Here is a 23,676-nt window from a genome sequence, read left to right as displayed (position 1 = left end):
GTATAGGAATCATGCACCGTAGAGTGTCAAGTATGGGGATCCCACGGAAGAGCCGGCGAGAGCGCCTGCGCGCACATACGACCTCCCAGATCAAGGCGACTGCGCTCGACCACCTGGCCGGTGGCGGCTCGGGCGCCGTCTCACTGCGTGCGATCGCCCGTGAGATGGGGATGACGGCCGGCGCCATCTACAGCTACTTCGACACCCGCGAGGCGCTCATCACGGCGCTGATAGCGGATCTCCACACGGCCCTGGCCGACCGGCTGGAGGCCGCCTGCGGGCGCGCCCCGGGGGAGGGACCGGCCGCCGCGGTCTTCGCGCTCGGCCACTCCTACCGCGAGTGGGGCATCGCCAACCCGCGCCACTTCCACCTCATCCACGGCCACCCCGCCGACCCGGGCCAAGAGGTCCCGGAGGCGGCCCACCGGGTCCCGGTGCTGCTCACCGGCCTGGTGGCGGCGTGCCTGCGGCTGCGGGGCGCGCCGGAGCCCGCGGCGGGCCGCCTGCCGTACGACTGGGGCGACTTCGAGCCCGGGTACGTCGTCCGGGTCCGCGCCACGCACCCGGACGCCTCTCCGGCCGCCCTGGCGGGCGCGCTGCGGCTGTGGGGACGGATGCAGGGCCTGGTGTCCCTGGAGGTGTACGGGCACCTCGGCGCCCAGACGCGCCGGCCCGCCAAGCTCTTCCACGCCGAGATGCGCCACTCGCTGCGGGCCTTCGGCGCCTGCTGAGCCTTCCGGGGGCGAACGCCCCCGGACACGGCGAAGCGCCCGGCCGGGAGAACCCGGCCGGGCGCGGGCCCGGCGAACCGCCGCGGCCGAGGGGGACGGCCCCCGGCCGGACAGGACGTCGTACGGATCTGACGGATCTGACGGATCTGACGGATCTGACGATCTAGTCGAAGAAGCCGTGCAGACGCGCGATGCGGCCGTCCTTGAGCAGCACGTAGTCCTTGCCGCTCGCGATCGGGGCACCGCCCTCGGGGGCGGCGCTCCAGGCGAACAGCACGACGTCGTGATGGGCCTTGATCTCGCCCAGGGCGAAGATCAGGCCGGGGGCCTGCTGGCGGAAGGCCTTGAGGTAGCCCTCGATGCCCTCCCAGCCCACGACCTCGCCCATGGGGTCGGAGTAGACGGCGTCCTCGGTGAAGAGCTCGGTGACGCCGGACTTGCGGGCGACGTCGTCGGTCTCGTTGAAGACGTCGATGTACTTCTTCAGAAGGTCGTTGACGGAGACGCTCATGGAAAACCCCTCGGGATGACGAGGTGAGCGCGCACGATGCAGACCGCGGGAAGCAAAAACGCGGTGATGGACCGTCACCGCAGCAGACATGATCCACTCTACAGGGCCGGACCGCGTACGCGGTCACCGGCCGGTCACTTCAAGGTGACCGGGATCTCGCTGTAACTGCGCTGGGTGATGGCGCCGTTGGTGGGCGGGCTGGGCGTCAGCAGCTCGGGGTCGAACCGCCCGAACAGGACGTTGAGGCCCACCTCGGTGATCAGCTTGGCGACCGGCGCGGCCACGCAGTAGTGGATGCCGTGCCCGAAGCCCAGGTTGCGCGGTCCGACCCGGGTCAGGTCCAGCACGTCGGGGTTCTCGTAGACCTCGGGGTCGCGGTTGCCGGAGGCGAGCATGAGGTAGACCTCCTCGCCCGCCCTGACCTCGACACCGCCCACCTCGGTGTCCTGAAGGGCCATCCGCTCCACCAGCTGCACCGTGCCGTCGTAGCGCAGCAGTTCCTCCACCGACCGGTCGGCGTGCTCGGGGTGGGCGACGTAGTACGCGCGCTGGTCGGGGTGGTTCATCAGCGCGACCGCCGAGAGCCCCAGCATCGCCTGCGGCGCGGCGAAGCCGGCCAGGAAGATCATGGAGATCGTCAGCAGCAGTTCGGTGTCGGTCAGCCGGTCGCCCGCCTCCTCCGCCCGGATCAGATCGGTGACCAGGTCGTCCTCGCGGGGGTTGGCGCGCCGGTCCGCGATGATCTCCAGGCCGATCTCCATGACGCCCTCGCGCACCGCGCGGCGCTGGTGCTCCTGCTCGGGGGTGAGGGTGAAGCCGGGGTCCAGGCCCCGGCCGCCGTCACGGCCGAAGTCGATGCACCGCTGGGTGTACTCCTCGGGCACGCCGACCAGACGGTTGACGGACCGCACCGCGAGCGGGCGGCTGAACTCGGCGGAGAGGTCCACCGGCCCTTCGCCGTGCTTGGCGCGGGCCGCGGTGAGGAGTTCGACGGCGATCTCCTCGATGACCGGGCGCAGCCGCTGCACCACCCGGGGGGTGAACGCGCGGTTGACCAGGGACCGCAGCCGGGTGTGGTCCGGCGGGTCCATCAGCATCAGGCCGTCCCCCGGGCCGTCGGGGGTGGGGAGCTTGGCGTCCTGGACGCCCAGGCCGTCGCCGTGGCCCAGACGCGGGTTGCGCAGCGCCTTGTTGACCTCCTTGTAGGACAGCACGGCCACCCCGGCGTCGGTCCGGTGCACCGCGGCCTGCGCCCGCAGCTCGGCGTAGTTCCCGTACGGGTTGGCCAGGAACTCCGGGTTCAGCGGGTCGTACGGCAGGACCTGCGGCGGCTTGTTCTCTTCGGTCGGCGCCAGGGTCTCGGTCATCTGTGCTCTCCTTCGGGGCTTACGCGGGCAGCAGCTCGACGGGCAGGTCGAGCAGCACGGTGTGCTTGTTGTAGGGGGTGTGGACCGCGGTTCCGGCGGGCCGGATCTCCGCCACGCGGTCGAGGAGGACGTCGAACAGCGGGCGCAGCGCGGTCCGGGCCGCCTCGCCTCCGGCGCAGTCGTGGATGCCCGCGCCGAACGACAGGTGCGGGTTGGGGTTCCTGCGGATGTCGAAGGTGTCGGGGCGCGCGAAGACGGCGCCGTCGCGGTTGGCGGAGGGCCACCACAGGGTGACCTTGTCGCCCGCCCGGACGACCTGGCCGTGCAGTTCGACGTCGCGGGTGGCGGTGCGCCGGTTGTACGGGTTGGGCGGCGTCCAGCGCAGCAGCTCCTCGATCGCGCCGGGCAGCAGCGAGCGGTCCTCGCGCAGCAGCCGCCACTGACCGGGGTGCCGGGCCATCGCGAGCAGGGCGTCGGCCAGCACGTTGCGGGTCTGCTCGTACCCGTGCATCAACAGGACCAGGAAGTTGTGCTCCCGCTCGTATTCGCTCAGCTCCGGCTCACCGGAGCCCGGCGCGAAGCGGCCGTGGGCGAGCAGGGAGCCGAAGTCCTGGCCGGGCACCTCTCGCTTGGCGGCCAGCAGGTCCTTGAAGTAGCGGGCCATGGCCATGAACGTGGTGCGGGAGAAGTCGTCGGCCTGCCCGGTACGGCGGTTGGCCAGGCCCACCACGCCGTGCACCCAGGTCAGCAGCCGGTCCCAGACGTCCTCCGGGGCGCCGAAGAGCCCGGCGACGGCGCGCAGCGCGAACGGCTCGGCCAGTTCGTCGACGAGATCGACCCGGCCGCGGGCGAGCACCGCGCCGACGAGTTCGCCGGCGTGGCCGCGCAGCTCGTCGTCCTGGAGCAGCGAGCCCGGACCGCCGAGCGACGGGGTGATCATGTCCTTGAAGACCTGGTGGCGCGGGTCGTCCATCATCGGCAGCAGCACGCCGGCGTGGACGCCGATCTCCATGTCCTCCAGGTGGGTGCCGCCGCCCGCACGAGAGCCGCCGCCCTGGGCGGAGAAGGCCGGGTCGGCGGCGACGGCCGCGATGTCTGCGTACCGGCTGAGCACCCAGAAGCCCTCGCCGTCGGTGCTGTTGACGCCCGGCGGGTGGTAGAGGAGGGGCGCCTCGCGGCGCAGCCGGGCGAACAGCTCGTAGGGCACTCCGGCGGCGAAGCGGGTGTGGTCGGTCAGGTCGAAGCCGTCGAGGACGTCCGGCAGGGCGAGGGACTCGGGGGTGGTGGTCATGGGGTCTCCGTGAGGTCAGCCGGCCGCCAGCCAGGCGCGGCTGATCTCGGCGTAGTCGGGGGCATCGGGTTCTTCCTCGGCGGACAGGCGCCGGATCAGGTCGGTGACCCGGTGCCGGGCCTCCGTGGCGTACACGCCGGCCAGCTCCTGGGCCCGCTCATCCCCGGCGCCGGCGGCTCGGCCGAGGACCGCGCAGAGGCCGAACAGCTCGGTGGCGAGCCGGCCGACGAGGATCACCGCCTCCTCGCGCGCGGCCAGCAACGACGGCTCGGGGTGCGCGGCGACCAGGCGGCGGCAGATGAGACGGAGCTCCTGGAAGGCGCTGGACGCGGCCTCCAGATGGCGGCGGTTGGCCTCGCTCAGGCCCGTGTCGGCGGTGCACAGCCGCGGGAACACCGCGGGGGCCCCGGCCTGGTGGCGGGCGAGCAGGAGGCGCCCGGCGCGGTGGTCGTTGATGAAGTCGACGTTGCCGACGACGCGCAGGGTGCGCGCGTCGCGGTGGTAGCGCTCCACGGGGTGCGCGACCGCTCCCCGCAGGCGCTTGCTGTGCGCGGTCTCGATGCCCTCGCCGCCGAGCAGCGACACGGTACGGTCGCTGGCCTGCCAGCCGCGTTCGGCGGCCAGGTTCTTCGTGACGTACAGCTCGAAGGACCGGTCCTGGGGGCCGTCCTCCAGCATGGTCCAGCGCGCCGCGCTCTGCACGGCGAACTCGTCCGCCAAGGTGGCGGCGAGGATCCGCTGGACCTTGTCGTACTCGGCCAGGCCCCGGCCGTCGATCTCGCGCCGGGCGACGAACTCGGCCGAGTACTCCAGGCAGTTGGCGAGGACCGCGAGCGCGCCCGCCACCGCGAAGGCGGTACGGCCGAAGGAGCCCTGCAGGGCGATGGCCATCGGCAGGCGCATCGTGGCGTCGCCCAGCAGGGCGTGCTCGGCGGGCACGCGTACATCGGTGAGCCGGAAGGACGCGGAGAGGCCGTTGACGCCGATGAAGCCGCTCGGGGCGGTGACCTGGAAGCCGGGCGTGTCGGTGGGCAGGAAGAAGACGCCCGCCCTCGGCCCCCCGGGCCCGGTGACGGTGGCGGAGACGCCGATGACGTCGGCGATGCCGGCGTTGGCGATGAACAGCTTCTCGCCGTTCAGCACATAGGCGGCGCCGTCCTCGGTGAGGGTGGCGGTGGTGGCGGGCAGGGTGTTGTTCTGGCCCGCCGGGTCGGTGTCCCCGAAGCCGGAGACGGCGCCGTCCGCGCTGCGCGAGCGCAGGAAGTCGTGGAGCGGGCCGGGCGGGATCGCCGGGAGCAGCGCGCCGGCGGCGATGCCGTTCTGCACCAGCAGCATCTGCCCCACGCCCATGGACCGGCGGTCGGCCCGCGCCGCGGCCCGGACCAGGTCGTAACGGGTCAGACCCCGCCCGTCGGGGCCGAGCAGCCGGAAGTAGCCGCGCTCGCGCAGCTCCTGGAGGAGCCCGTCCGGCCACAGGCCGGTGCGGTCCACCTCGTCGCCGTCCACCCGGGAGTCGACGAGGCCGCCCAGCTCCGCCAGGAGCTCCTGCGCCTTCGCGCCCTCCTCGGGGCCCGGCTGGGGGAAGGCGGCGAACAGCTCCCACGGGAGCCGTCCCGAGGCGAGGCCCTCGATGAAGCTCTGTGGCGCGGCGGGGGGTTGCTGGGGCATGCGCTGCTCCTTGGCGTGACGGCGGGGCGGGCGGGTGCGGGTGCGGGTCAGGCGGGGGGATTGCCGTGCTTGCGGGACGGCAGATCGGCGTGCTTGAAACGCAGCATCGCCAGCGACCGGATCAGAACGCCGCGGGTCTCGGCCGGGTCGATCACGTCGTCCACCAGGCCCCGCTCGGCCGCGTAGTACGGATGCATCAGCTCCGCCTTGTACTCCTCGACCTTGCGGGCCCGCGTCGCCCCGGGGTCCTCGGAGGCGTTGATCTCGCGCCGGAACACCACGTTGGCCGCGCCCTCCGCGCCCATCACCGCGATCTCGTTGCTGGGCCAGGCGTAGGTGAGGTCGGCGCCGATGGACTGGGAGTCCATGACGATGTACGCCCCGCCGTAGGCCTTGCGCAGGATCAGCGAGATCCGGGGCACGGTGGCGTTGCAGTACGCGTACAGCAGCTTGGCGCCGTGCCGGATGATCCCGCCGTGCTCCTGGTCGACGCCCGGCAGGAAACCGGGCACGTCCACCAGCGTGATCAGCGCGATGTTGAACGCGTCGCAGAACTGCACGAAGCGGGCCGCCTTCTCGGAGGCGGAGATGTCCAGGGCCCCGGCCATCGCGCGGGGCTGGTTGGCGACGATCCCGACTACCTGGCCGTCCAGGCGGGCGAGCGCGCACACCACGTTGGTCGCCCAGGCCGGGTGGACCTCGAAGTAGTCGCCGTCGTCGACGATCTCCTCCAGCACGGCGCGCATGTCGTAGGAGTCCTTGCCGGACAGCGGCACCAGGGAGGCGAGCGACTCGGTGCGGCGCTCCGCCCGGTCGCCGCCGGCCGCGGCCGGCGGCAGCTCGCGGTTGTTCGACGGCAGCAGGGACAGCAGGAAGCGCACCTCCTCCAGGCAAGTCTCCTCGTCGTCGTACGCGAAGGTGGCCACGCCCGAGGTGGCCGCGTGGACGTCGGCGCCGCCCAGCCCGTCGTGGCTGACCTCCTCGCCGGTGACGGTCTTCACCACGTCGGGCCCGGTCAGGAACATCTGCGAGGTGCCGCGCACCATGAAGACGAAGTCGGTGAGCGCCGGGCTGTAGGCGGCGCCGCCCGCGCACGGGCCGAGCATCACGGAGATCTGCGGGATGACGCCCGAGGCGCGCGTGTTGCGCTGGAAGATGCCGCCGTAGCCGGCCAGCGCGGTGACGCCCTCCTGGATCCGGGCGCCCGCGCCGTCGTTGAGGGAGACCAGCGGAGCCCCGGCGGCCAGGGCCAGGTCCATCAGCTTGTGGATCTTGGCGGCGTGCGCCTCGCCGAGCGCGCCGCCGAAGATGCGGAAGTCATGGGCGTAGACGAACACCGTACGGCCGTGGACGGTGCCCCAGCCGGTGACGACGCCGTCCGTGTACGGCTTCTTGGCCTCCATGCCGAAGCCGGTCGCACGGTGCCGGCGCAGCCCCTCGATCTCGGTGAAGCTGTCCTTGTCGAGGAGGAGTCCGATGCGCTCACGGGCGGTCAGCTTGCCCTTGGCGTGCTGGCGTTCGGTGGCGGCCGGGTCCGGTCCCTGGACGGCGGCCTCCTTGCGGCGGGCGAGTTCGGCGCGCAGTTCGGCGAGGGTGGGCGCGGGGGCGGCGGGCGGGACGGGCACGGGGGCGGCGGGCGGGACGGGCGGGGCCGGCTCCGCGATCGCTCCGGCGGCCGCGGGGACCGCGGGAGCCGTGCCGACGAGGGTGCTGTGCATGCGTATGTCCTTCTTCGTGGTCAGGCGGACGGGATCGCCCGCCCGGCCCGCAGGCCGATGATCAGGCTCTCCACCTGGTCGAGACCGGCCGGGTCGGCGCCGGATGCCGCCACATAGCCGTCGGGGCGCAGCAGGACGTAGCCGGTCGCGCCCCACCGGTGGTGGTGCTCGTGTGTGAGGGCGGCGCTGTGCGCCTGGGCCAGTCGGCGGCCCCGGCGGGCGATCTCCGAGCCGGTGGGGCTGCCCAGCGTCAGCAGCCGGAAGCCGGTGGCCGCGCCGGGCGGGGCGGTGGGCACCCAGTGCGGCGGCCGCGAGCCGGGCCTGGGCAGGGGCCGCCCGGGCACGCGCAGCGCGGCGGTGCGCCGCTCGGGCACCGGGCGTACCGGCGTCAGCGCCTGGGGGTAGCGGACCTTGCGTCCGGCGAGCAGCGGGACGAACCAGGTGCGGAGCACCCCGGTGGCGCCGAGCAGCTTCCAGGAGGCGTTCTGCACCCGGGAGGCCGCCGGGCCGAGGGTGAACATCCTCATCAGCCGGTGGGTGGTGGTGACGATCTGCCGGGCGGCCGCGAGGCGCTCCGTCTCGTAGCTGTCCAGGATCGACGGCGCGTACTGGCCGTTGACCACGGCCGCCAGCTTCCAGGCCAGGTTGTGGGCGTCCTGGAGCCCCAGGTTGAGCCCCTGGCCGCCGACCGGGGTGTGCGTGTGGGCGGCGTCGCCGACCAGGAACGCCCGGCCCTTGCGCATGCCCGTCGCGATGCGCTCGGCGGTGGCGAACGTGGCGAGAGTGTCCAGTTCGACGACCTTGAGGCCGCCGCCGGTGCGCTCGTCCAGGAAGCCCTGGACGGCCTCGGCGGTCAGCGGGAAGCCGGGCGCCAGCACGCCCGAGACGCGCACCTTGCCGCCGGGCATCGGGCCGAAGACGACCGAGCCCTTGGGGCCGAGGTGGTAGTGGAGCGTGCCGGGCTCGTAGTCGCCCTCGATACGGCCCTCGGCGAGCAGGAAGTCCAGGGGCAGCCGGACGCCGTTGAAGTCGATGCCGAGCTCGCGGCGGACCACGCTGTGCACACCGTCCGCGCCCACCACCCAGTCGGCTTCGATGAGTTCGGCGGTGCCGTCGGGGCCCTCGGCCTTGACGCTCGCGCCGCTGTCGGACACCTCGACGGCGGTGACGCGCACGCCCCGCTCGACGCGCCCGCCGAGCCGCTCCAGGGCCTCCTCCAACAGCTCCATGGTCTGCTCCTGGGGCAGCAGCAGCGGCTCGTTGCGGCCCAGCGGCACGGTCAGGACGCGGTCGCGCAGGTGGTAGACGTTGCTGTGGACCCGCAGGCCGCGGCGGAGCGCCTCGTCCAGGACGCCGACGGCGCGCAGCACTTCCAGGCCGAGCGGCCACAGCTGCACGGCCCGGGAACCGACGACGCGGTCCTCGCGGGCCTCCAGGATCCGCACCGGGACCCCGAGTTGCATCAGTTCGCAGGCGAGCGCGAGACCGCACGGTCCGGCCCCGACGATCAGGACGGGAGTGCCGACGCCGCCGGCGGCGGGCAGGGTGCTCTCGGTCATGGGGACGTGCTCCTTCATTCCGCGGGTTCCGGGGCGGGCCCCGAGGGAGCGGAAAGCCAGGCCCGGATCAGCCGGGCGGTCGACGGGGCGTGCTGCGTGAGCAGGGTGAAGCGGTCGCCGGGGGCCCGCACCGAGCGGTGCGCGGCGGGCAGCGGCGTCCTGTCCGTATGCTCCGCGGACCGTACGGACAGGACGGGCGCGGCGGCCGGGGCCGGACCCGGCCCGGTGAGCAGGGGGACATAGGCGCCCAGCGCGGTCAGCCGGACCTCGTCCGGCGGCTCGGCGTCGGCCGGCTCGTCCAGGAACGGCCCCCGGGCGGTGGCGAGTTGGGCCTCGGTCACCGGCGCCGTGTCCAGCAGGACCACACCGGCCACCGGGTCGCCGTCCGCCTCCAGGCGGGCGGCGACGGCCTGGGCGAGCAGACCGCCGGCGGCGTGGCCGACCAGCAGGGCGGGGGCCCGCCCGGCCCGGCGGCGTACCGCCTCGGCGAGCGCCCCGGCCAGCGCGTCCAGCGTCCGCGGCACCGGCTCACCGTCCCGGAAGCCGGGCAGGGCGAACGCGGTGACGTCGTGATCGCCGTCGAAGTGCGCGGCGAGGGCGGCGAACTGCTCCGGATCCGGGTCGCCCAGGGGGCTGGGCAGGCAGAACAGCGCGCCGGTGGCGCCGCGTGCCAGCCGGAGCGCCGCGGGCAGGCCGCCCTCGTCGGGCACCTCCTCGAAGGACGCCCGGTATCCGGCGGCGGCCGTCAGGAACCGAACGAACTCCCCCGCCCGGCCCGTCTCGCGGGCCCGCCGGAACAGCGGGGCGACCAGGCCGGGCCCGCCGGCCGTGTCCGGGGCGGACGCGGCCGGGCCGGCCGCCTCCGGGGCCAACTGGGCGGCGAGATGGGCCGCCAGGGCGTCCGGGGTGCGCTGTTCGAGGATGGCCCGCACGGTCAGCCGGGCCCCGGTGGCGGCGGCGAGCCGGTTGCGCAGCTCGACCGTGGTGAGCGAGTCGAGGCCGAGCTCCAGGAACAGCAGGCCGGGGTCGAGCGCGGTGGTGCCCGCGTGGCCGAGGACCTCGGCGATCTCCCGGGACACCAGGTCGAGCACCGCCCGGTGCCGCTCGGCGGGCGCGAGCGCGGCGAGCCGCGCGCGGAACGCGGCCGGCGCGGCGGTGCGCTCCGGGGCGCCGCCCGGCGCGGCCGCCGCCGGGCGGAACTCGCGCGCGGCCTCGGGGATCTCGGTGAGCAGAGCGGCGGGCACGCTCGCGCCGTGCGCGGCGAGGTAACCGGGCCAGCCGACGTCGGCGACCAGGGCTGTGCCGTCCCCGCGGGTGAGGACCGCCCCCAGGGCGGCCAGCGCGAGGTCGGGGGCGAGCGGGCGGACCCCGCTCTGCTCCTGCGGCTCCTGCGGCTCCTGCCGCTCCTGCGCGGGCGCGCTGCCGTCGGCCCACGCGCCCCAGGCCACCGAGGCGGCGGGCAGCCCCTCGGCGGCGCGCTGCGCGGCGAGCGCGTCGAAGTACGCGCCCGCGCCGCCGCTCTCGCCGGGCCCCGGGGCCGCGCCGAGCACGCCGCCCAGCGAGGAGAACAGCACGAACGCGGTCAGCGGGTGGTCGCGGGTGAGGTCGTGCAGGTGCCAGGCGGCGGCAGCCTCGGCCGCGAGCAGCCGGGCGCGCTCCTGCGGCCCGGGGCCCTGCGGCGCGGCGCCCTCCGGCCCGGGGCCCTGCGGCGCGGCGGCTTCGCGCGGGGCAGCCGTGTGCACGACGGCGCTCAGGGGCAGCCCGGTGGGCACCGCCGCGAGCGCGCGGGCCAGCGCCCGGGGGTCGGCCGGGTCGGCCTCGACGAGCGTCGTCCCGGCGCCCAGGGCGGCGAGTTCGGCGACCAGTGCGGCGCTGCGGTCCGCCTCGGGCAGGCGTACGGCGGTCAGCACCAGGTGGGTCGCCCCCGCCCGGGCCAGCCACCGGGCGACGTGCGCGCCGGCGCCGGTGAGGCCGCCGGTGACCAGGGCCGCCCCGCTCGTGGCCCAGCCGTCGGCGGCCGCGGGCGCGGCGTCGGCGCGGACCAGACGGCGGGCGAACACCCCGGTGCGGCGCACGGCCAGCTCCCGCTCCCCGGCCGCCGGGCCGGTGCCGGCCGCGCCCGCGGCCAGGACCAGGGCGAGCCGGGTCGCGACCCGCTCGTCCAGGCGCGCCGGAAGGTCGATCACGGCGCCCCACAGCTCCGGGTTCTCCCGCGCCGCCGTACGGGCCAGGTCCCACTGCTGGGCCTGCGCCGGACCGGCCGGGGCCTCGTGCGGGCCGGTGCGGACGGCGCCCTGGGTGAGCGTCCACACCCGTGCGCCGCAGCCGAGCGCGGCCAGCGCCCGCGGCAGCACCGCCGAGACGCCCAGGGCCGCCACGTGCGGGTCCCCGGCCGTCTCCGGCAGCGACACCACGCCCGCGGCCCGCTGGGCACCCGCCTCCAGGAGCAGCGCGGCGAGCCGGTGTTCGTCCAGGTCGTCGGGGCCGGTCCGCACACGCCGCACACCGGCGCCGTGCCGCCTCAGGGCAGCCTCGACCTCGTCCGCGGCCCGGTGCCCGGCAGGCGCGACGAGCAGCCAGTCGCCGGACAGGACCGCGAAACCGGGCTCGGGCAGCGGGCGCCACACGCCGCGGTAGTGCCAGGAGGCCAGCGCGGTACGGACGCGGCGGCCCCGGCGCCAGGTGGCCAGGGCGGGCAGCAGCTCGCGCAGCGCGCCCGCGCGCTCGGCCCCGCCGAGGCGGAGCGCGTCGGCCGCGCCGGGCGCGTCGCCGCTCTCCACGGCGTCCCACAGCGCGTTCAGCGCGGGGCCGTCCTCCTGCGGCCGGGCGTCGGGGGCCTCGGGCAGGAACCAGTACCGCTTGCGCTGGAAGGGATACGTGGGCAGGTCGATCCGCCGGGCGGCGGTGCCGGCGAACCGCGCGCTCCAGTCCACCGGCAGGCCTCGCACCCACGCCTCGGCGAGCGAGGTGTGCAGCCGGGCGAAGCCGCCCTGGCCCCGGCGCAGTGTGGCCAGCGCGGTGATCTGGGCGCCGGCGCTGTCGGCGCCCTCCTCGATGGCGGTGGTGAGTACGGGGTGTGCGCTGGTTTCGATGAAGGTGGTGTGGCCGTCGGCCAGGAGGGTGTGGAGGGTGGGGGCGAAGCTGACGGGCTGTCGGCAGTTCTCGTACCAGTACGTGGCGGTGAGTTCGGTGCCGTCGAGGACGGCGCCGTTGACGGTGGAGTACTGGGGCAGGGTGGCCTTCTTGGGCTGGACGAAGTCGAGTGCGGCCAGGAGGCGTTCGCGCAGGGGCTCCACCTTGGGGCTGTGGGAGGCGACCGTGGAGGGCACGATGCGGGCCCGTATCCCCTCGGCGGTCACCGCGGCGACCAGCTCTTCCAGGGCGTCGTTGTCGCCCGCGACGGTGACGGCGGTGGGGCCGTTGACACCCGCGATCCACAGGCGGCCGCTGTAGGCCTCCAGGCGGTGTGCCAGGTCCTGCTCGGTCATCTGGAGGGAGGCGACCGCGCCGTGGCCGGTCAGCTCGTCCGCGAAGATCTGCGAGCGGACGACGATGATGCGTACGGCGTCCTCCAGGCTGAGGGATCCCGCGACGTGCGCGGCGGCGATCTCGCCCTGGGAGTGGCCGATCACGGCGTCGGGGTGGATGCCGTGGGCCTGCCAGACGGCGGCCAGCGCGATGTTCACGGCGAACAGGACCGGCTGCAGCACCTCGATGCGCTCCAGGGCCGCCGGGTCGCCGAGCGCTTCGGCGAGGTCCCAGTCCACGTGGTCGCGCAGTACGCGCGCGCACTCCTCGAAGCTGCGCCGGAACACCGGGTCGTGGGCGTGGAGTTCCTCGGCCATGCCGACCCACTGGCTGCCCTGACCGGGGAAGACGAACACGGTCTTGCCCTGGCCCCGGCCGCCGCCGGGCGCCGTCACGACCCGGGCGGCCGCGGCGCCCCGGGCCAGCGCGTCGAGGCCGGCGACCAGTTCGGCCCGGTCCTCGCCGAGGACGACCGCCCGGTGGCCGAGCGCCGAGCGGGTGACGGCCAGCGACAGGCCGACGTCCGCGAGGTCCGGCTCGTGTCCGGCGGCCAGGAACGCGCGCAGCCGGGCGGCCTGGGCGCGCAGCGCGCCCTCCCCGGCGCCCGACAGGGCCAGCGGCAGGGCGGCGAGGGCCCGCCGCGGCGCCGCCTGCGCCTGCGCCTGCGGCTCCGACTCCGGCTCCGGCTCCGGCTCCGGCTCGGGGGCCTGCTCCAGGATGACGTGCGCGTGGGTGCCGGTGATGCCGGATGCCGACACGCCCGCACGGCGCGGCCGGTCGGTCTCGGGCCAGGGGGTGCGGCGGGTCAGCAGGGCCAGCGAGCCGCCGTCCCAGTCGATGTGCGGCGACGGCGTGTCCGTGTGCAGGGTCGGCGGCAGTTCGCCGTGGCGCAGCGCCATCACCGTACGGACGATCCCGGCCAGGCCCGCGGCGGCCAGGGTGTGCCCGAGCTGCGACTTGACGGTGCCGACCAGCAACGGCCGCTCCGGCGCGCGGCCCTGGCCGTAGGCGGCCGCCAGCGCGGTCGCCTCCGCCAGGTCGCCGGCGAGGGTGCCGTCGCCGTGCGCCTCCACCGCGTCCACCTCGGACGGGGTGAGCCGGGCGTCGGCCAGGGCCTGCTCGATGACCCGGCGCCGGGCCCGGCCGCCCGGTGCGCCCCCGCTGTTGCCCTCCTGGTGGACGGCCGAGCCGCGCACCACAGCCAGCACGTGGTGCCCGGAGCGGCGGGCCTGGGAGAGCCGCTCGACGACCAGGACGCCGACGCCCTCCGCCAGCGCGGTGCCGTCGGCCCCGGCGGCGAACGCCTTGACCCGGCCGTCCGGGCTCAGCGCACCGCGCCGCCCGAAGTCCGTGAAGCTGTCGGGGGTCGCCAGCACGGTCGCGCCGCCGACCAGGGCGAGCGAGCACTCGCGTTGGCGCAGCGAGCGCACCGCCATGTGCAGCGCGACCAGCGAGGTGGAGCAGGCGGTGTCGACGGTGACCGCCGGCCCCTCCATGCCGAGGATGTACGAGAGCCGGCCCGACAGCACACTGCCGGCCAGGCCGGTCAGCCGGTACGGCTCGATCTCGTCGCTCGGCTCGGCGAGCACCAGACCGTAATCCTCGGTGACGCGGCCCGCGAAGATGCCGGTGCTGCTGCCCTTGAGCGCCTTCGGGTCGATTCCGGCGCGCTCCAGCGCCTCCCACGAGGTCTCCAGGAACAGCCGCTGCTGGGGGTCCATGGCGAGGGCTTCGCGCGGCGAGATGCCGAAGAACTCCGCGTCGAAGTCGGCCGCGTCGTGCAGGAACCCGCCCACCCCGGCGCCGCCCGCGCCCGGCTCGCCGACCCGTGCGCCGGGCACCGCCCAGCCGCGGTCGGCGGGGAACTCGCCGCTCGCCTGCGAGCCGTCCAGCAGGAAGTCCCACAGGTCCTCGGGCGAGCGCACCCCGCCGGGGAACCGGCAGGCCATGCCGACGATGGCGATCGGCTCGGACCGGTCCGCCTCGGCCTCCTTCAGCCGCCTGCGCGAGTCGGCCAGTTCGACCGTGGCGCGCTTGAGGTACTCCCTCAGCTTCTGTTCGTCTGACATGTGCTCCGTGATCCTTCTCGGCGATCTGGGGCTACGGCGCTCTGGGACTGCGGCGGTCTGGGGCTCGGCGGTCTGGGCTGCGGCGGTCTGGGCTACGGGGGGTGCGCGGCCGGCGGGGCGCACCGGGGGCCGGCCGCGCCGCGGGCTCAGGACTCGGTGCCCTCGCGCGCCATCCGGATCAGCTCCTCCACGTCCAAGGCGTCGATGAGGTCCGGCTCGACCGCCTCCGCCCCGGACTCCGGCGCGGCCGCGGCGGACCCGGCCTCCGTCTCCTCCTGCGTCCCGGCGGGGAAGAGTTCGGCGGCCAGGTGCCCGGCGAGACCCGCCGGGGTGGGGAAGTTGAAGACGACGGTGGCGGGCAGCCGCAGGCCTGTCGCCTTGCCGAGCCGGTTGCGCAGCTCGACGGCGGTCAGCGAGTCCAGGCCCAGGTCCTTGAAGCCCTTGACGGCGTCCACGCCGTCGGCGGAGTCGTAGTCGAGGGCGGCCGCGACCTCGGTGCGCACCAGATCGACCAGTGCCTTCTCCCGCTCCGGCGCGGAGAGCGGCGCCAGCCGCTCCGCCAGGGACGGGCCCTGGGCCGCGCCGCCCTGCGCGGAGTGCGCGGCGACCGTACGGCGGGCCGGCACCCGGACCAGGCCGCGCAGCAGGTGCGGGAGTTCGGCGCCGCGGGTGCGCAGGACGGAGGGGTCGTAGATGACCGGGGCCAGTGCGGCCGTCTCCAGGGTGAGCGCCGCGTCGAACAGCGCCAGACCCCGCTGCGGCGGCAGTGCGGTCATGCCCGCCCGGGCGAAGCGTGCCTGGTCGGCGGCGCTGAGCTGGGCGGCCATGCCGCCTTCGGCCCAGGGGCCCCAGGCCAGTGAGGTGGCGGTGAGGCCCTGGGCGCGGCGGTGGGCGGCGAGCGCGTCCAGGAAGGCGTTGCCCGCCGCGTAGTTGGCCTGTCCGGCGCCGCCGACCCAGCCCTGGATCGAGGAGAACAGGACAAAGGCCTTCAGGTCCAGGTGGGCGGTGGCCCGGTGCAGGTTCCAGGCGGCGTCGGCCTTGGGCCGCAGCACCAGGTCGAGGCTGTCGGGGGTGAGCGACGCGAACGTCGCGTCGTCCAGGACGCCGGCGATGTGCACGACGGCGGTGACCGGCCGGTCGGCGGGGACACCGGCGAGCACCGCGTCCAAGGCCGTCCGGTCGGCGGTGTCGCAGGCCGCGAAGGCGGTCCGGGCCCCCAGTCCGTCCAGTTCCGCGGCGAGTTCGCCGGCCCCCGAGGCGTCCTTGCCCCGACGGCTGACGAGCAGCAGGTCCTGTACGCCGTACGCGGTGACCAGGTGCCGTACGAACAGGCCGCCCAGCGCACCGGTCGCACCGGTGACGAGCACCGTGCCCTCGCCGAAGCGGGCTTCGCCGGCACCGGCTTCGGCGGCGGGCCCCTCGGCCCTGGCCATCCTCGGCACCAGCGCCGCGCCGGCCCGTACGGCGTTCTGCGGCTCGCCCGCGGCCACCACGTCCGCGAGCGCGGCCCAGGATTCCGGGGCCCCGTCCAGGTCGACCAGGACGATACGGTCCGGGTTCTCGGTCTGGGCCGACCGCAGCAGACCCCACACGGCGGCGTGCGGCAGGTCGCTCACGTCGTCGCCGTCGCCGGTGGCGACCGCACCGGTGGTGGCCACCACCAGGCGCCCGCGCTGGAAGCGGTCCCGGGCCAGCCAGTCCTGCACCAGCGCCAGTACGTCGCGGGTCACCGCGTGGACCGCGTCGGCGGTGTCGTCGGGTGCGACTTCCCGCCCGGTCAGCGGCAGCAGCAGCACATCGGGCGCCTCCTCGACGGCGTCGAGGCCGGCGGCCTCGGTCGCCGTCACCCCCAGACCCTCGGGCGCCGTGCCCAGGACCGTCCAGCTCTGGCCGGCCGCGGCCCGTGCGGGCGCGCCCTGCGGGCGGCGCCAGCGCATCTCGAACAGCGCGTCGTCGACGGCGCCGCGCGCGGCCTTGAGCTGGTCGCGGGAGACGGCACGGCGGTCGAGCGAACCGACGCTCGCGACGGGGTTGCCCGCGTCGTCGGCCACCTCGATCGAGACGGACTCGGGTCCGGTGGGGGCGAGTCGGATGCGGGCGGTGGGGGCGCCGGTGGCGTGGAGTTGTACGCCGTTGAAGGCGAAGGGGAGGCGGGTCTGGCCGGGGGTGGCGGGCAGGGCGCCGAGTTCGATGGCGTGCAGGGCGGAGTCGAGGAGGGCTGGGTGCAGTCCGTAGCGGGCGGCTTCGTTGGTCTGTGTTTCGTCGAGGGTGACTTCGGCGAACACCTCGTCGCCGCGCCGCCAGGCGGCCTTGAGTCCTTGGAAGGCGGGGCCGTACGCGAAACCCTGCTCCGCCAGCGTCTCGTACCAACCGTCCAGGTCCACCGGTTCGGCACCCGACGGCGGCCACACGCCGCCCGGTTCGATGACCGGGGCGGGCGCCTCGCCCTCCGGGGCGAGCACACCCGACGCGTGCCGGGTCCACTCCCCCGCCCCGTCGCCCTCGGGCCGGGAGTGGACGGCGACCGGCCGTCGGCCGCTCTCGTCCTCCTCCCCGACGACGACCTGGAGCTGGACACCGCCCCGTGCGGGCAGCACGAGCGGCGCCTCCAGCATGAGTTCCTCCAGCACCCCGCCGCCGACCTGGTCACCGGCGCGCACGGCCAGTTCGACGAGACCGGTGCCGGGGAAGAGCACGTTGCCCAGGACGGCGTGGTCGGCCAGCCACGGGCGGGCCGCCGTCGACAGACGGCCGGTGAGCAGGATCCCGTCGTGGTCGGCGAACGGCACGGCGGCGCCGAGCAGCGGGTGCCCGGTCACGCCGAGGCCGAGCCCGGCGGCGTCGCTGGCGGCGGCCGCCGGGCGGTGCCAGTAGCGCTTGTGCTGGAAGGCGTAGGTGGGCAGTTCCACCGTGCGGGCACCGCTTCCGGCGAAGACGGCTTCCCACTGCGGTGAGATGCCGCGCGTGTGCAGTGTGGCCACCGCGCGGACCAGCGCGGTCACCTCGGACGTGTCCCGGCGTACGGCGGCGACCAGCAGCGGGTCGCCGTCCTCGCCGGACAGCGTCTCCGCACCGAGGGCGGTGAGGACGGCGTCGGGCCCGAGCTCCAGGAACGCGCTGACGCCTTCGGCTCGCAGGGCATGGACACCGTCGGCGAAGCGGACGGCTTCGCGGATGTGGCGGAGCCAGTAGTGGGGGGTGGTGAGGTCGTCGCCGGTGGCCGGGTTGCCGGTGAGGTTGGAGATGACGGGGATTTGGGGGGTGTGGAAGGTGAGGGTGCTGAGGACTTTGTGGAAGTCGTCCAGCATGGGGTCCATGAGGGGGGAGTGGAAGGCGTGGCTGACGGTGAGGCGGCGGGTTTTGGCGCCTTGTTCCTCCAGGAGGGCGGCGGTCTTGACGACCGCTTCTTCCTCGCCGGAGATGACGATGGAGGTGGGGGTGTTGACGGCGGCGATGGCCACTTGGCCGCCGGTGGTGGCGAGGGCGGTGGTGACTTGTTCTTCGGTTGCGCGGATGGAGATCATGGTGCCGCCGTGGGGCAGGGCGTTCATGAGGCGGCCGCGTGCGGTGATGAGGGTGGCGGCGTCGGTGAGGGTGAGGACGCCGGCAACGTGTGCGGCGACGACTTCGCCCACGGAGTGCCCGGCCAGGTGACTGGGCGTCAGGCCCCAGGCGGAGACCTGCCGGTAGAGAGCGGTCTCGTAGGCGAACAGCGCGGCCTGCGTGAAGACCGTACGGTCGAGGGCCTCGGCCTGAGGGCTGCCGGGTGCGGCGAACATGAGATCCCGCAGCGAGGTGGCCTCGGCCTCGGCCAGCTCGTCGGCGAGCTCGGCGTCCAGCAGCGCGCAGGCCTCGTCGAGGGCCTGCCGGAAGACGGGCTGGGTCTCATGCAGTTCACGCCCCATGCCGGGGCGCTGGCTGCCCTGGCCGGTGAACAGCACCGCGAGCCCGCCGCCGGCCAACTGTCCAGTGGCGAGGCGGGAGTCGTCCTCCCCGGCGGCGAGCGCCGCGAGCGCGGTGAGCAACTCCTCGCGGGTGGCGGCGGCGATGACGGCGCGGTGTTCCATGGCGGCGCGGGTGGTGGCCAGGGAGTAGCCGATGTCGGCGGGCCGGGCGTCGGGCCGCTCGGTGAGGAAGTCGGCCAGACGACCGGCCTGTCCGCGCAGGGCTTCGGCGCTCCGGGCCGACACGACCACCGGAACGACTCCGGAGTCGACGGTCCGGGCAGGGGCGTCGGACGGGACCTCGGCGGGGGATTCGAGGACGACGTGGGCGTTGGTGCCGCTGATCCCGAACGAGGACACCGCGGACCGGCGCGGCCGTCCGTTCCCGGGCCACTGACGTGCCTCGTGGAGCAGCTCCACCGCGCCCGTCCCCCACTCGATGTACGGCGAGGGCGTCTCGGCGTGCAGGGTCTGTGGCAGCAGCCCATGGCGCATGGCCATGACCATCTTGATGACGCCGCCGACTCCGGCGGCGGCCTGGGTGTGTCCGAGGTTGGACTTGAGGGAGCCGAGCCAGAGCGGTTCGCTGTCGTGACGGTTCTGTCCGTACGTGGCGAGCAGCGCATGCGCCTCGATGGGGTCGCCGAGGCGGGTGCCGGTGCCGTGGGCTTCGACGGCGTCGATGTCGGCGGGGGTGAGCTGGGCGTCGGCGAGGGCGGCGCGGATGACACGCTGTTGGGAGGGGCCGTTGGGGGCGGTCAGTCCGTTGGAGGCACCGTCCTGGTTGACGGCCGTACCACGCACCACCGCCAGAACCTGGTGGCCCAGGCGCTGGGCGTCCGAGAGCCGCTCGACCAGGAGGACACCCGCGCCCTCGGCCCAGCCCGTGCCGTCCGCATCGGCGGAGAAGGAGCGGCAGCGGCCGTCCTCGGAGAGTCCTCCCTGACGGGAGAACTCCACAAACGTCCCCGGCGTCGACATGACGGTCACACCCCCCGCCAGCGCCACATCACACTCACCGCGCCGCAGCGCCTGAACCGCGAGATGCAGGGCTACCAGAGACGAGGAGCAGGCGGTGTCCACCGTCACCGCCGGGCCCTCGAACCCGAACGTGTACGACACCCGCCCCGACAGCACACTGCTGGCACCGCCGGTCATGTGCTGGCCCTCAAGCGGGTCGGGGCCGCCGCCGGGGGCGGTGTGGTCACGGAAGGCGAACGCGCCCGCGTAGACGGCGGTGTTGCTGCCGCGCAGGGTGGCGGGGTCGATTCCGGCGCGTTCGATGGCCTCCCAGGACGTCTCCAGCAGAAGGCGCTGCTGTGGGTCCATGGCCAGGGCCTCGCGCGGCGAGATACCGAAGAACTCCGCGTCGAACTCGGCCGCCTCGTGCAGGAACCCGCCCCGACGCGTGTACGACGTCCCCGCCACCGACCGGTCCGGGTTGTACAGACCCTCCACATCCCACCCACGGTCGACCGGGAAGTCACCGATGACGTCCCGCCCTTCGGCGACCAGGTTCCACAGGGCCTCGGGGGAATCGACCCCGCCGGGCAGGCGGCAGGCCATGCCGACGATGGCGACCGGCTCGTCGTCCCGCTCGCGGGCGGGCCGGTCCGCCGCCGGGGCGTCGAACGCTTCGGCGCCGAGGTGGCGGATCAACGCCTCGGGGGTGGGGTGGTCGAAGACGAGGGTGGAGGGCAGGGTGACGCCCGCGGACTCGGTGAGCAGGTCGCGCAGCTCGACGGCGGCCAGTGAGTCGAAGCCGAGGTCCTTGAACGTGCGCTCCCGCTCGACGCGTTCGGGCGAGCCGTGGCCGAGGACGGCGGCAACCTGAGCGAGGACCAGGTCCGCCAGCGCCCGCTCGCGCTCGGCGCCGGGCAGCGCGGCAAGCTGCTCCCGCGGGGCGCCGGCCGGGTTTACGGCGGGGGGCGCGGCCGGAGCTGAGGCCAGGGCGCCTGCCTCGCCTGCCGCGCCGGGCGCGGCCGCGGCCGGCGCGTCGGCGCCCTCCGCGAGCCAGTAGCTCTCCCGCTGGAAGGCGTACGTGGGCAGGGGCACACGCTGCCCGCCCGTGCCTTCCAGGACGCGGTCCCAGACGACGGGCACGCCTCGTACGTGCAGTCCCGCGACCGCGGCCGCGAGGGTGTCGGGCTCGGGGCGGCCGGAGCGGGCGGTGGGCAGGAAGGCCGCGCCGGCGCCGACGCAGTCGCGCCCCATGGTGGCGAGCACCGCGTCCGGTCCGACTTCGAGGTGGAGCGTGATGCCCCGGGCCTCCAGGGCGCGCATGCCCTCCAGGAAGCGGACGCCCTCGCGGGCGTGGCGTACCCAGTGCTCGGGGTCGAGCAGTTCGTCGGGCGTGACCGGGCGGCCGGTCAGGTTGGAGACGACCGGCAGCCGGGGGCGGTGGTAGGTCAGGCTCCGCGCGATCCGGCGGAAGTCGTCGAGCATGCCGTCCATGTGCGGCGAGTGGAAGGCGTGGCTGACCCGCAGCCGCTTGGTCTTGCGGCCGCGTTCCCGCCACTGCCCGGCGAGGGCGAGGACGGCGTCCTCGTCCCCGGCGAGGACGGTGGCGGCGGGGCCGTTGAGCGCGGCGATCTCCACGCGTCCGGCGAAGCCGGCCAGCTCCGGGGCGAGTTCGGCCTCCGACGCCTGGACGGAGACCATCGCGCCGCCCTCGGGCAGGGCCTGCATGAGACGGCCGCGCGCGGCGACGAGGGCCGCCGCGTCGGCGAGTGACAGCACACCGGCGGCGTGTGCGGCGGTGAGCTCGCCGATGGAGTGGCCGAGCAGGGCGGCAGGGGTGATGCCCCAGTGCCGCAGCAGGCGGTACAGGGCGCTCTCGTACGCGAAGAGTGCCGCCTGGGTGTGGACGGTCTGGTCGAGGAGGCCGGCGTCGGGCGCGTCCGGCCCGCCGAGGACGAGGTCGCGTACGGACCGGTCGAGGTGGGCGTCCAGCTCACGGCAGGCGGCGTCGAAGGCGTCCGCGAAGACCGGGTGGGCGGCGTGCAGGGCGGCGCCCATGCCGGGGCGCTGGCTGCCCTGGCCGGTGAAGAGGAAGGCGACGGGCGGCTCGGTGCGGCCCGCGGCGGCGCGCACGACGCGCGGTGAGGTGCGACCGTCCGCCAGGTCGTCGAGAGCGGCGGCGAGGGCGTCGCGGTCGTCGGCGAGCAGCACGGCCCGATGACGGTGGTGAGCGCGGGCGAGCGCGGTCGTACGGGCGAGCGAGGGCAGGCCGGGGCCGGAGCGGCCGGCGAGGTGGGTGCGCAGCCGGCGGGCCTGGTCGCGCAGCGCGCCCTCGACGTGTCCGGAGAGCAGCACGGGGTGTGGGCCGCCGGCGCGGTGGCCGGAGGCGGGTTCGCCGGAGGCGGGTTCGCCGGAGGCGGGCACGGGGAGTCCGGTGGTGTCCGACAGCACCAGGTGGCAGTTGGTGCCGCCCATGCCGAAGGAGCTCACCCCGGCGAACACCGGGCGCTCGTCGCCCGGCTCGGGGGTGAGGTCGACGGCGGCGGCCGCGACCCGCAGGCCGAGGGCGTCCGGATCGATCGCCGGGTTGGGGCTCTCGTAGTGGAGGCTGGGCGGAAGGGTGCGCTCGTGCAGGGCGAGGGCGGCCTTGAGGAATCCGGCGACGCCGGCCGCACCCTCCAGGTGCCCGATGTTGGACTTGACCGAGCCGACCAGGAGGGGCGAGGCGTCCGGCTGGGCGCGGCCGATGACCGCGCCCAGCGCGGACGCCTCTATGGGATCGCCGACGGGGGTTCCCGTGCCGTGCAGTTCCACGAAACGCACCTGCGCGGGGTCCACTCCCGCATCTTCGTAGGCCCGTTGCAGGACGTCGCGCTGCGCGCTCTCGCGGGGAGCGGTGAGGGTGTCACCGCCGCCGTCGTTGTTGACGGCGCCCCCTCGGATCACGCAGTACACGGTGTCGGCGTCGGCGAGGGCTTTCCGGAGTGTTTTGAGCACGACGACACCGCCGCCCTCGCCGCGTACGTAGCCGTCGGCGCGGGCGTCGAACACGGACGCCCGGCCGGTCGGCGAGAGGGCACCGAAGCGCTCGGCCGCGGTGAAGCCCTCGGGGAGAAGATTGAGGCTGACCCCGCCCGCCAGGGCCAGGTCGCTCTGTCCGCCGCGCAGACTCTCGCAGGCCAGCTGGATGGCGACGAGCGAGGAGGACTGGGCGGTGTCGACGACGATGCTGGGGCCCTGCAGGCCCAGCACGTAGGAGACGCGGTTGGCGATGACGCCGCGGCTCTGGCCCGCCAGGGAGCGGCCGTTGACGGCGTCGGCGCCCCGCTGGTGGGCGAGCTTGGCGTAGTCGTCCCAGATCGCGCCGAGGTAGACACCGGTGCGGGTGTCCTTGAGGGCGGCGGGCACGATGCCGGCGTCCTCCAGGGCCTCCCAGGCCAGTTCCAGGGCGAGCCGCTGCTGGGGGTCCATGTCGGCGGCCTCGCGCGGGGAGACGCCGAAGAACTCCGGGTCGAACCGGTCGGGGCCGTCGATGAACCCGCCCCGCAGCGGACGGGCCCCCTCGGGCCGGGGGCCGAAGGCGAGCCGGGTGGACGGCACGTCGGTGACCGCCTCGGTGCCGGTGCGCAACAGCTCCCAGAAGGCGGCCGGGTCGGCAGCGCCGGGCAGACGGCAGGCCAGACCGACGACGGCGACGGGCTCCGCCGGGGCCGGCTGGTCCTGGGGGCCGCTGTCGAAACGGGGTTCGTCGGTCATGGCCGTACCCTCGCCTTCCTTTCAGGCTTGCTCAGACGTTCCTGGACGCGTTCTCGGGGCGCTTTCGCGGGTGGTTTCTCCCGGCGCTCCCCCGGTCCGCCGCGGGCTCCGCACACGCGCGGGGCCCGCGGGACAAGCGTTTCGGAAAACCGGTCGCGCGGCCGGTTTCCGGCACCCCGGCCGCCTGCGCCGACCGCCGACGGAAGTGACGTTCGACACAAGCTCTCCAGCCGCTTTTCCGAATTGCGGAAACCAGTGGATGAGCCGCCCGTTATTGCACGATGAGAGCTCAGTGAGCGGCCTGTGATTGCGCGGTGAATTCGGACAGGCAAAACGCTACTTGCGGTCCCGTCGCAGGCCAACCCTTACCTTGCTCCCCTATCTCCTGTTTCCCGGGCATTACGGGGTAGGGGTACTCGCGTGCCTTACGGGGCCGGTGGCCCCTGCCCCGCACGCCGGGGCGGCGCCGGGGCGACGCAAACGCCATCTCCGCAGGTGGAATGACCTGTAGGGGTTGACCGCTAGGGGGTGCGCCTCACTAGGTTGACTCTCCGGAAAGAGCGATCAATCCCAG

The 23,676-nt window shown here is 74.8% G+C and carries 9 protein-coding genes; 1 reads left to right on the top strand and 8 read right to left on the bottom strand.

Translation table 11 applies throughout. The annotated features are described in order from the left end of the window. Positions 1-32 precede the first annotated feature (32 nt). Entirely contained in the window at positions 33-731 is a 699-nt protein-coding gene (locus AB0G17_RS20115; RefSeq protein ID WP_361384158.1) for a TetR/AcrR family transcriptional regulator, read from the top strand. 163 nt (positions 732-894) lie between these two features. On the opposite strand, the gene AB0G17_RS20110 is transcribed toward AB0G17_RS20115, so the two are convergent. The 8 genes from AB0G17_RS20110 to AB0G17_RS20075 all read right to left on the bottom strand — a co-directional run bounded on the left by AB0G17_RS20110 (position 895) and on the right by AB0G17_RS20075 (position 23,102). Beyond that, complete coding sequence (locus tag AB0G17_RS20110) at positions 895-1,242, bottom strand: nuclear transport factor 2 family protein (RefSeq protein WP_361384155.1); 348 nt, start codon at positions 1,240-1,242, stop codon at positions 895-897. A gap of 134 nt (positions 1,243-1,376) precedes the next feature. Beyond that, positions 1,377-2,609 (bottom strand): cytochrome P450, encoded by a 1,233-nt coding sequence (locus AB0G17_RS20105; protein WP_361384152.1) that lies wholly within the window; start codon positions 2,607-2,609, stop codon positions 1,377-1,379. 19 nt (positions 2,610-2,628) lie between these two features. After that, a complete protein-coding gene (locus AB0G17_RS20100; RefSeq protein WP_361384149.1) occupies positions 2,629-3,900 on the bottom strand; it encodes a cytochrome P450 in 1,272 nt (423 codons plus the stop codon). A 15-nt stretch (positions 3,901-3,915) separates the two neighbouring features. Continuing rightward, positions 3,916-5,568 carry an acyl-CoA dehydrogenase family protein gene (locus AB0G17_RS20095; RefSeq protein ID WP_361384146.1) on the bottom strand — a complete coding sequence of 551 codons (1,653 nt, stop codon included), beginning with the start codon at positions 5,566-5,568 and terminating at the stop codon, positions 3,916-3,918. 47 nt (positions 5,569-5,615) lie between these two features. Continuing rightward, on the bottom strand, positions 5,616-7,286 hold the full coding sequence (locus AB0G17_RS20090; protein ID WP_361384143.1) for an acyl-CoA carboxylase subunit beta: 1,671 nt from the start codon (positions 7,284-7,286) through the stop codon (positions 5,616-5,618). A 20-nt stretch (positions 7,287-7,306) separates the two neighbouring features. Beyond that, positions 7,307-8,845 carry an FAD-dependent monooxygenase gene (locus tag AB0G17_RS20085; RefSeq protein WP_361384140.1) on the bottom strand — a complete coding sequence of 513 codons (1,539 nt, stop codon included), beginning with the start codon at positions 8,843-8,845 and terminating at the stop codon, positions 7,307-7,309. A gap of 14 nt (positions 8,846-8,859) precedes the next feature. Further along, positions 8,860-14,442 carry a type I polyketide synthase gene (locus AB0G17_RS20080; RefSeq protein ID WP_361384137.1) on the bottom strand — a complete coding sequence of 1,861 codons (5,583 nt, stop codon included), beginning with the start codon at positions 14,440-14,442 and terminating at the stop codon, positions 8,860-8,862. A 146-nt stretch (positions 14,443-14,588) separates the two neighbouring features. Continuing rightward, positions 14,589-23,102: a type I polyketide synthase gene (locus AB0G17_RS20075; RefSeq protein ID WP_361384134.1), complete on the bottom strand. Its 8,514-nt coding sequence runs from the start codon at positions 23,100-23,102 to the stop codon at positions 14,589-14,591. Positions 23,103-23,676: the final 574 nt, after the last annotated feature.

This window comes from Streptomyces sp. NPDC023838, from assembly GCF_040639555.1.
In the GTDB taxonomy this organism is placed as follows: domain Bacteria; phylum Actinomycetota; class Actinomycetes; order Streptomycetales; family Streptomycetaceae; genus Streptomyces.
This window is presented reverse-complemented; position numbering and strand designations above follow the sequence as displayed.

What these genes read in the sequence shown, in the direction of transcription:
- AB0G17_RS20115 (WP_361384158.1), top strand. Translation starts at nt 33, where the DNA reads ATGGGGATCCCACGGAAGAGCCGGCGAGAGCGCCTGCGCGCACATACG.
- AB0G17_RS20110 (WP_361384155.1), bottom strand. Translation starts at nt 1,242, where the DNA reads ATGAGCGTCTCCGTCAACGACCTTCTGAAGAAGTACATCGACGTCTTC.
- AB0G17_RS20105 (WP_361384152.1), bottom strand. Translation starts at nt 2,609, where the DNA reads ATGACCGAGACCCTGGCGCCGACCGAAGAGAACAAGCCGCCGCAGGTC.
- AB0G17_RS20100 (WP_361384149.1), bottom strand. Translation starts at nt 3,900, where the DNA reads ATGACCACCACCCCCGAGTCCCTCGCCCTGCCGGACGTCCTCGACGGC.
- AB0G17_RS20095 (WP_361384146.1), bottom strand. Translation starts at nt 5,568, where the DNA reads ATGCCCCAGCAACCCCCCGCCGCGCCACAGAGCTTCATCGAGGGCCTC.
- AB0G17_RS20090 (WP_361384143.1), bottom strand. Translation starts at nt 7,286, where the DNA reads ATGCACAGCACCCTCGTCGGCACGGCTCCCGCGGTCCCCGCGGCCGCC.
- AB0G17_RS20085 (WP_361384140.1), bottom strand. Translation starts at nt 8,845, where the DNA reads ATGACCGAGAGCACCCTGCCCGCCGCCGGCGGCGTCGGCACTCCCGTC.
- AB0G17_RS20080 (WP_361384137.1), bottom strand. Translation starts at nt 14,442, where the DNA reads ATGTCAGACGAACAGAAGCTGAGGGAGTACCTCAAGCGCGCCACGGTC.
- AB0G17_RS20075 (WP_361384134.1), bottom strand. Translation starts at nt 23,102, where the DNA reads ATGACCGACGAACCCCGTTTCGACAGCGGCCCCCAGGACCAGCCGGCC.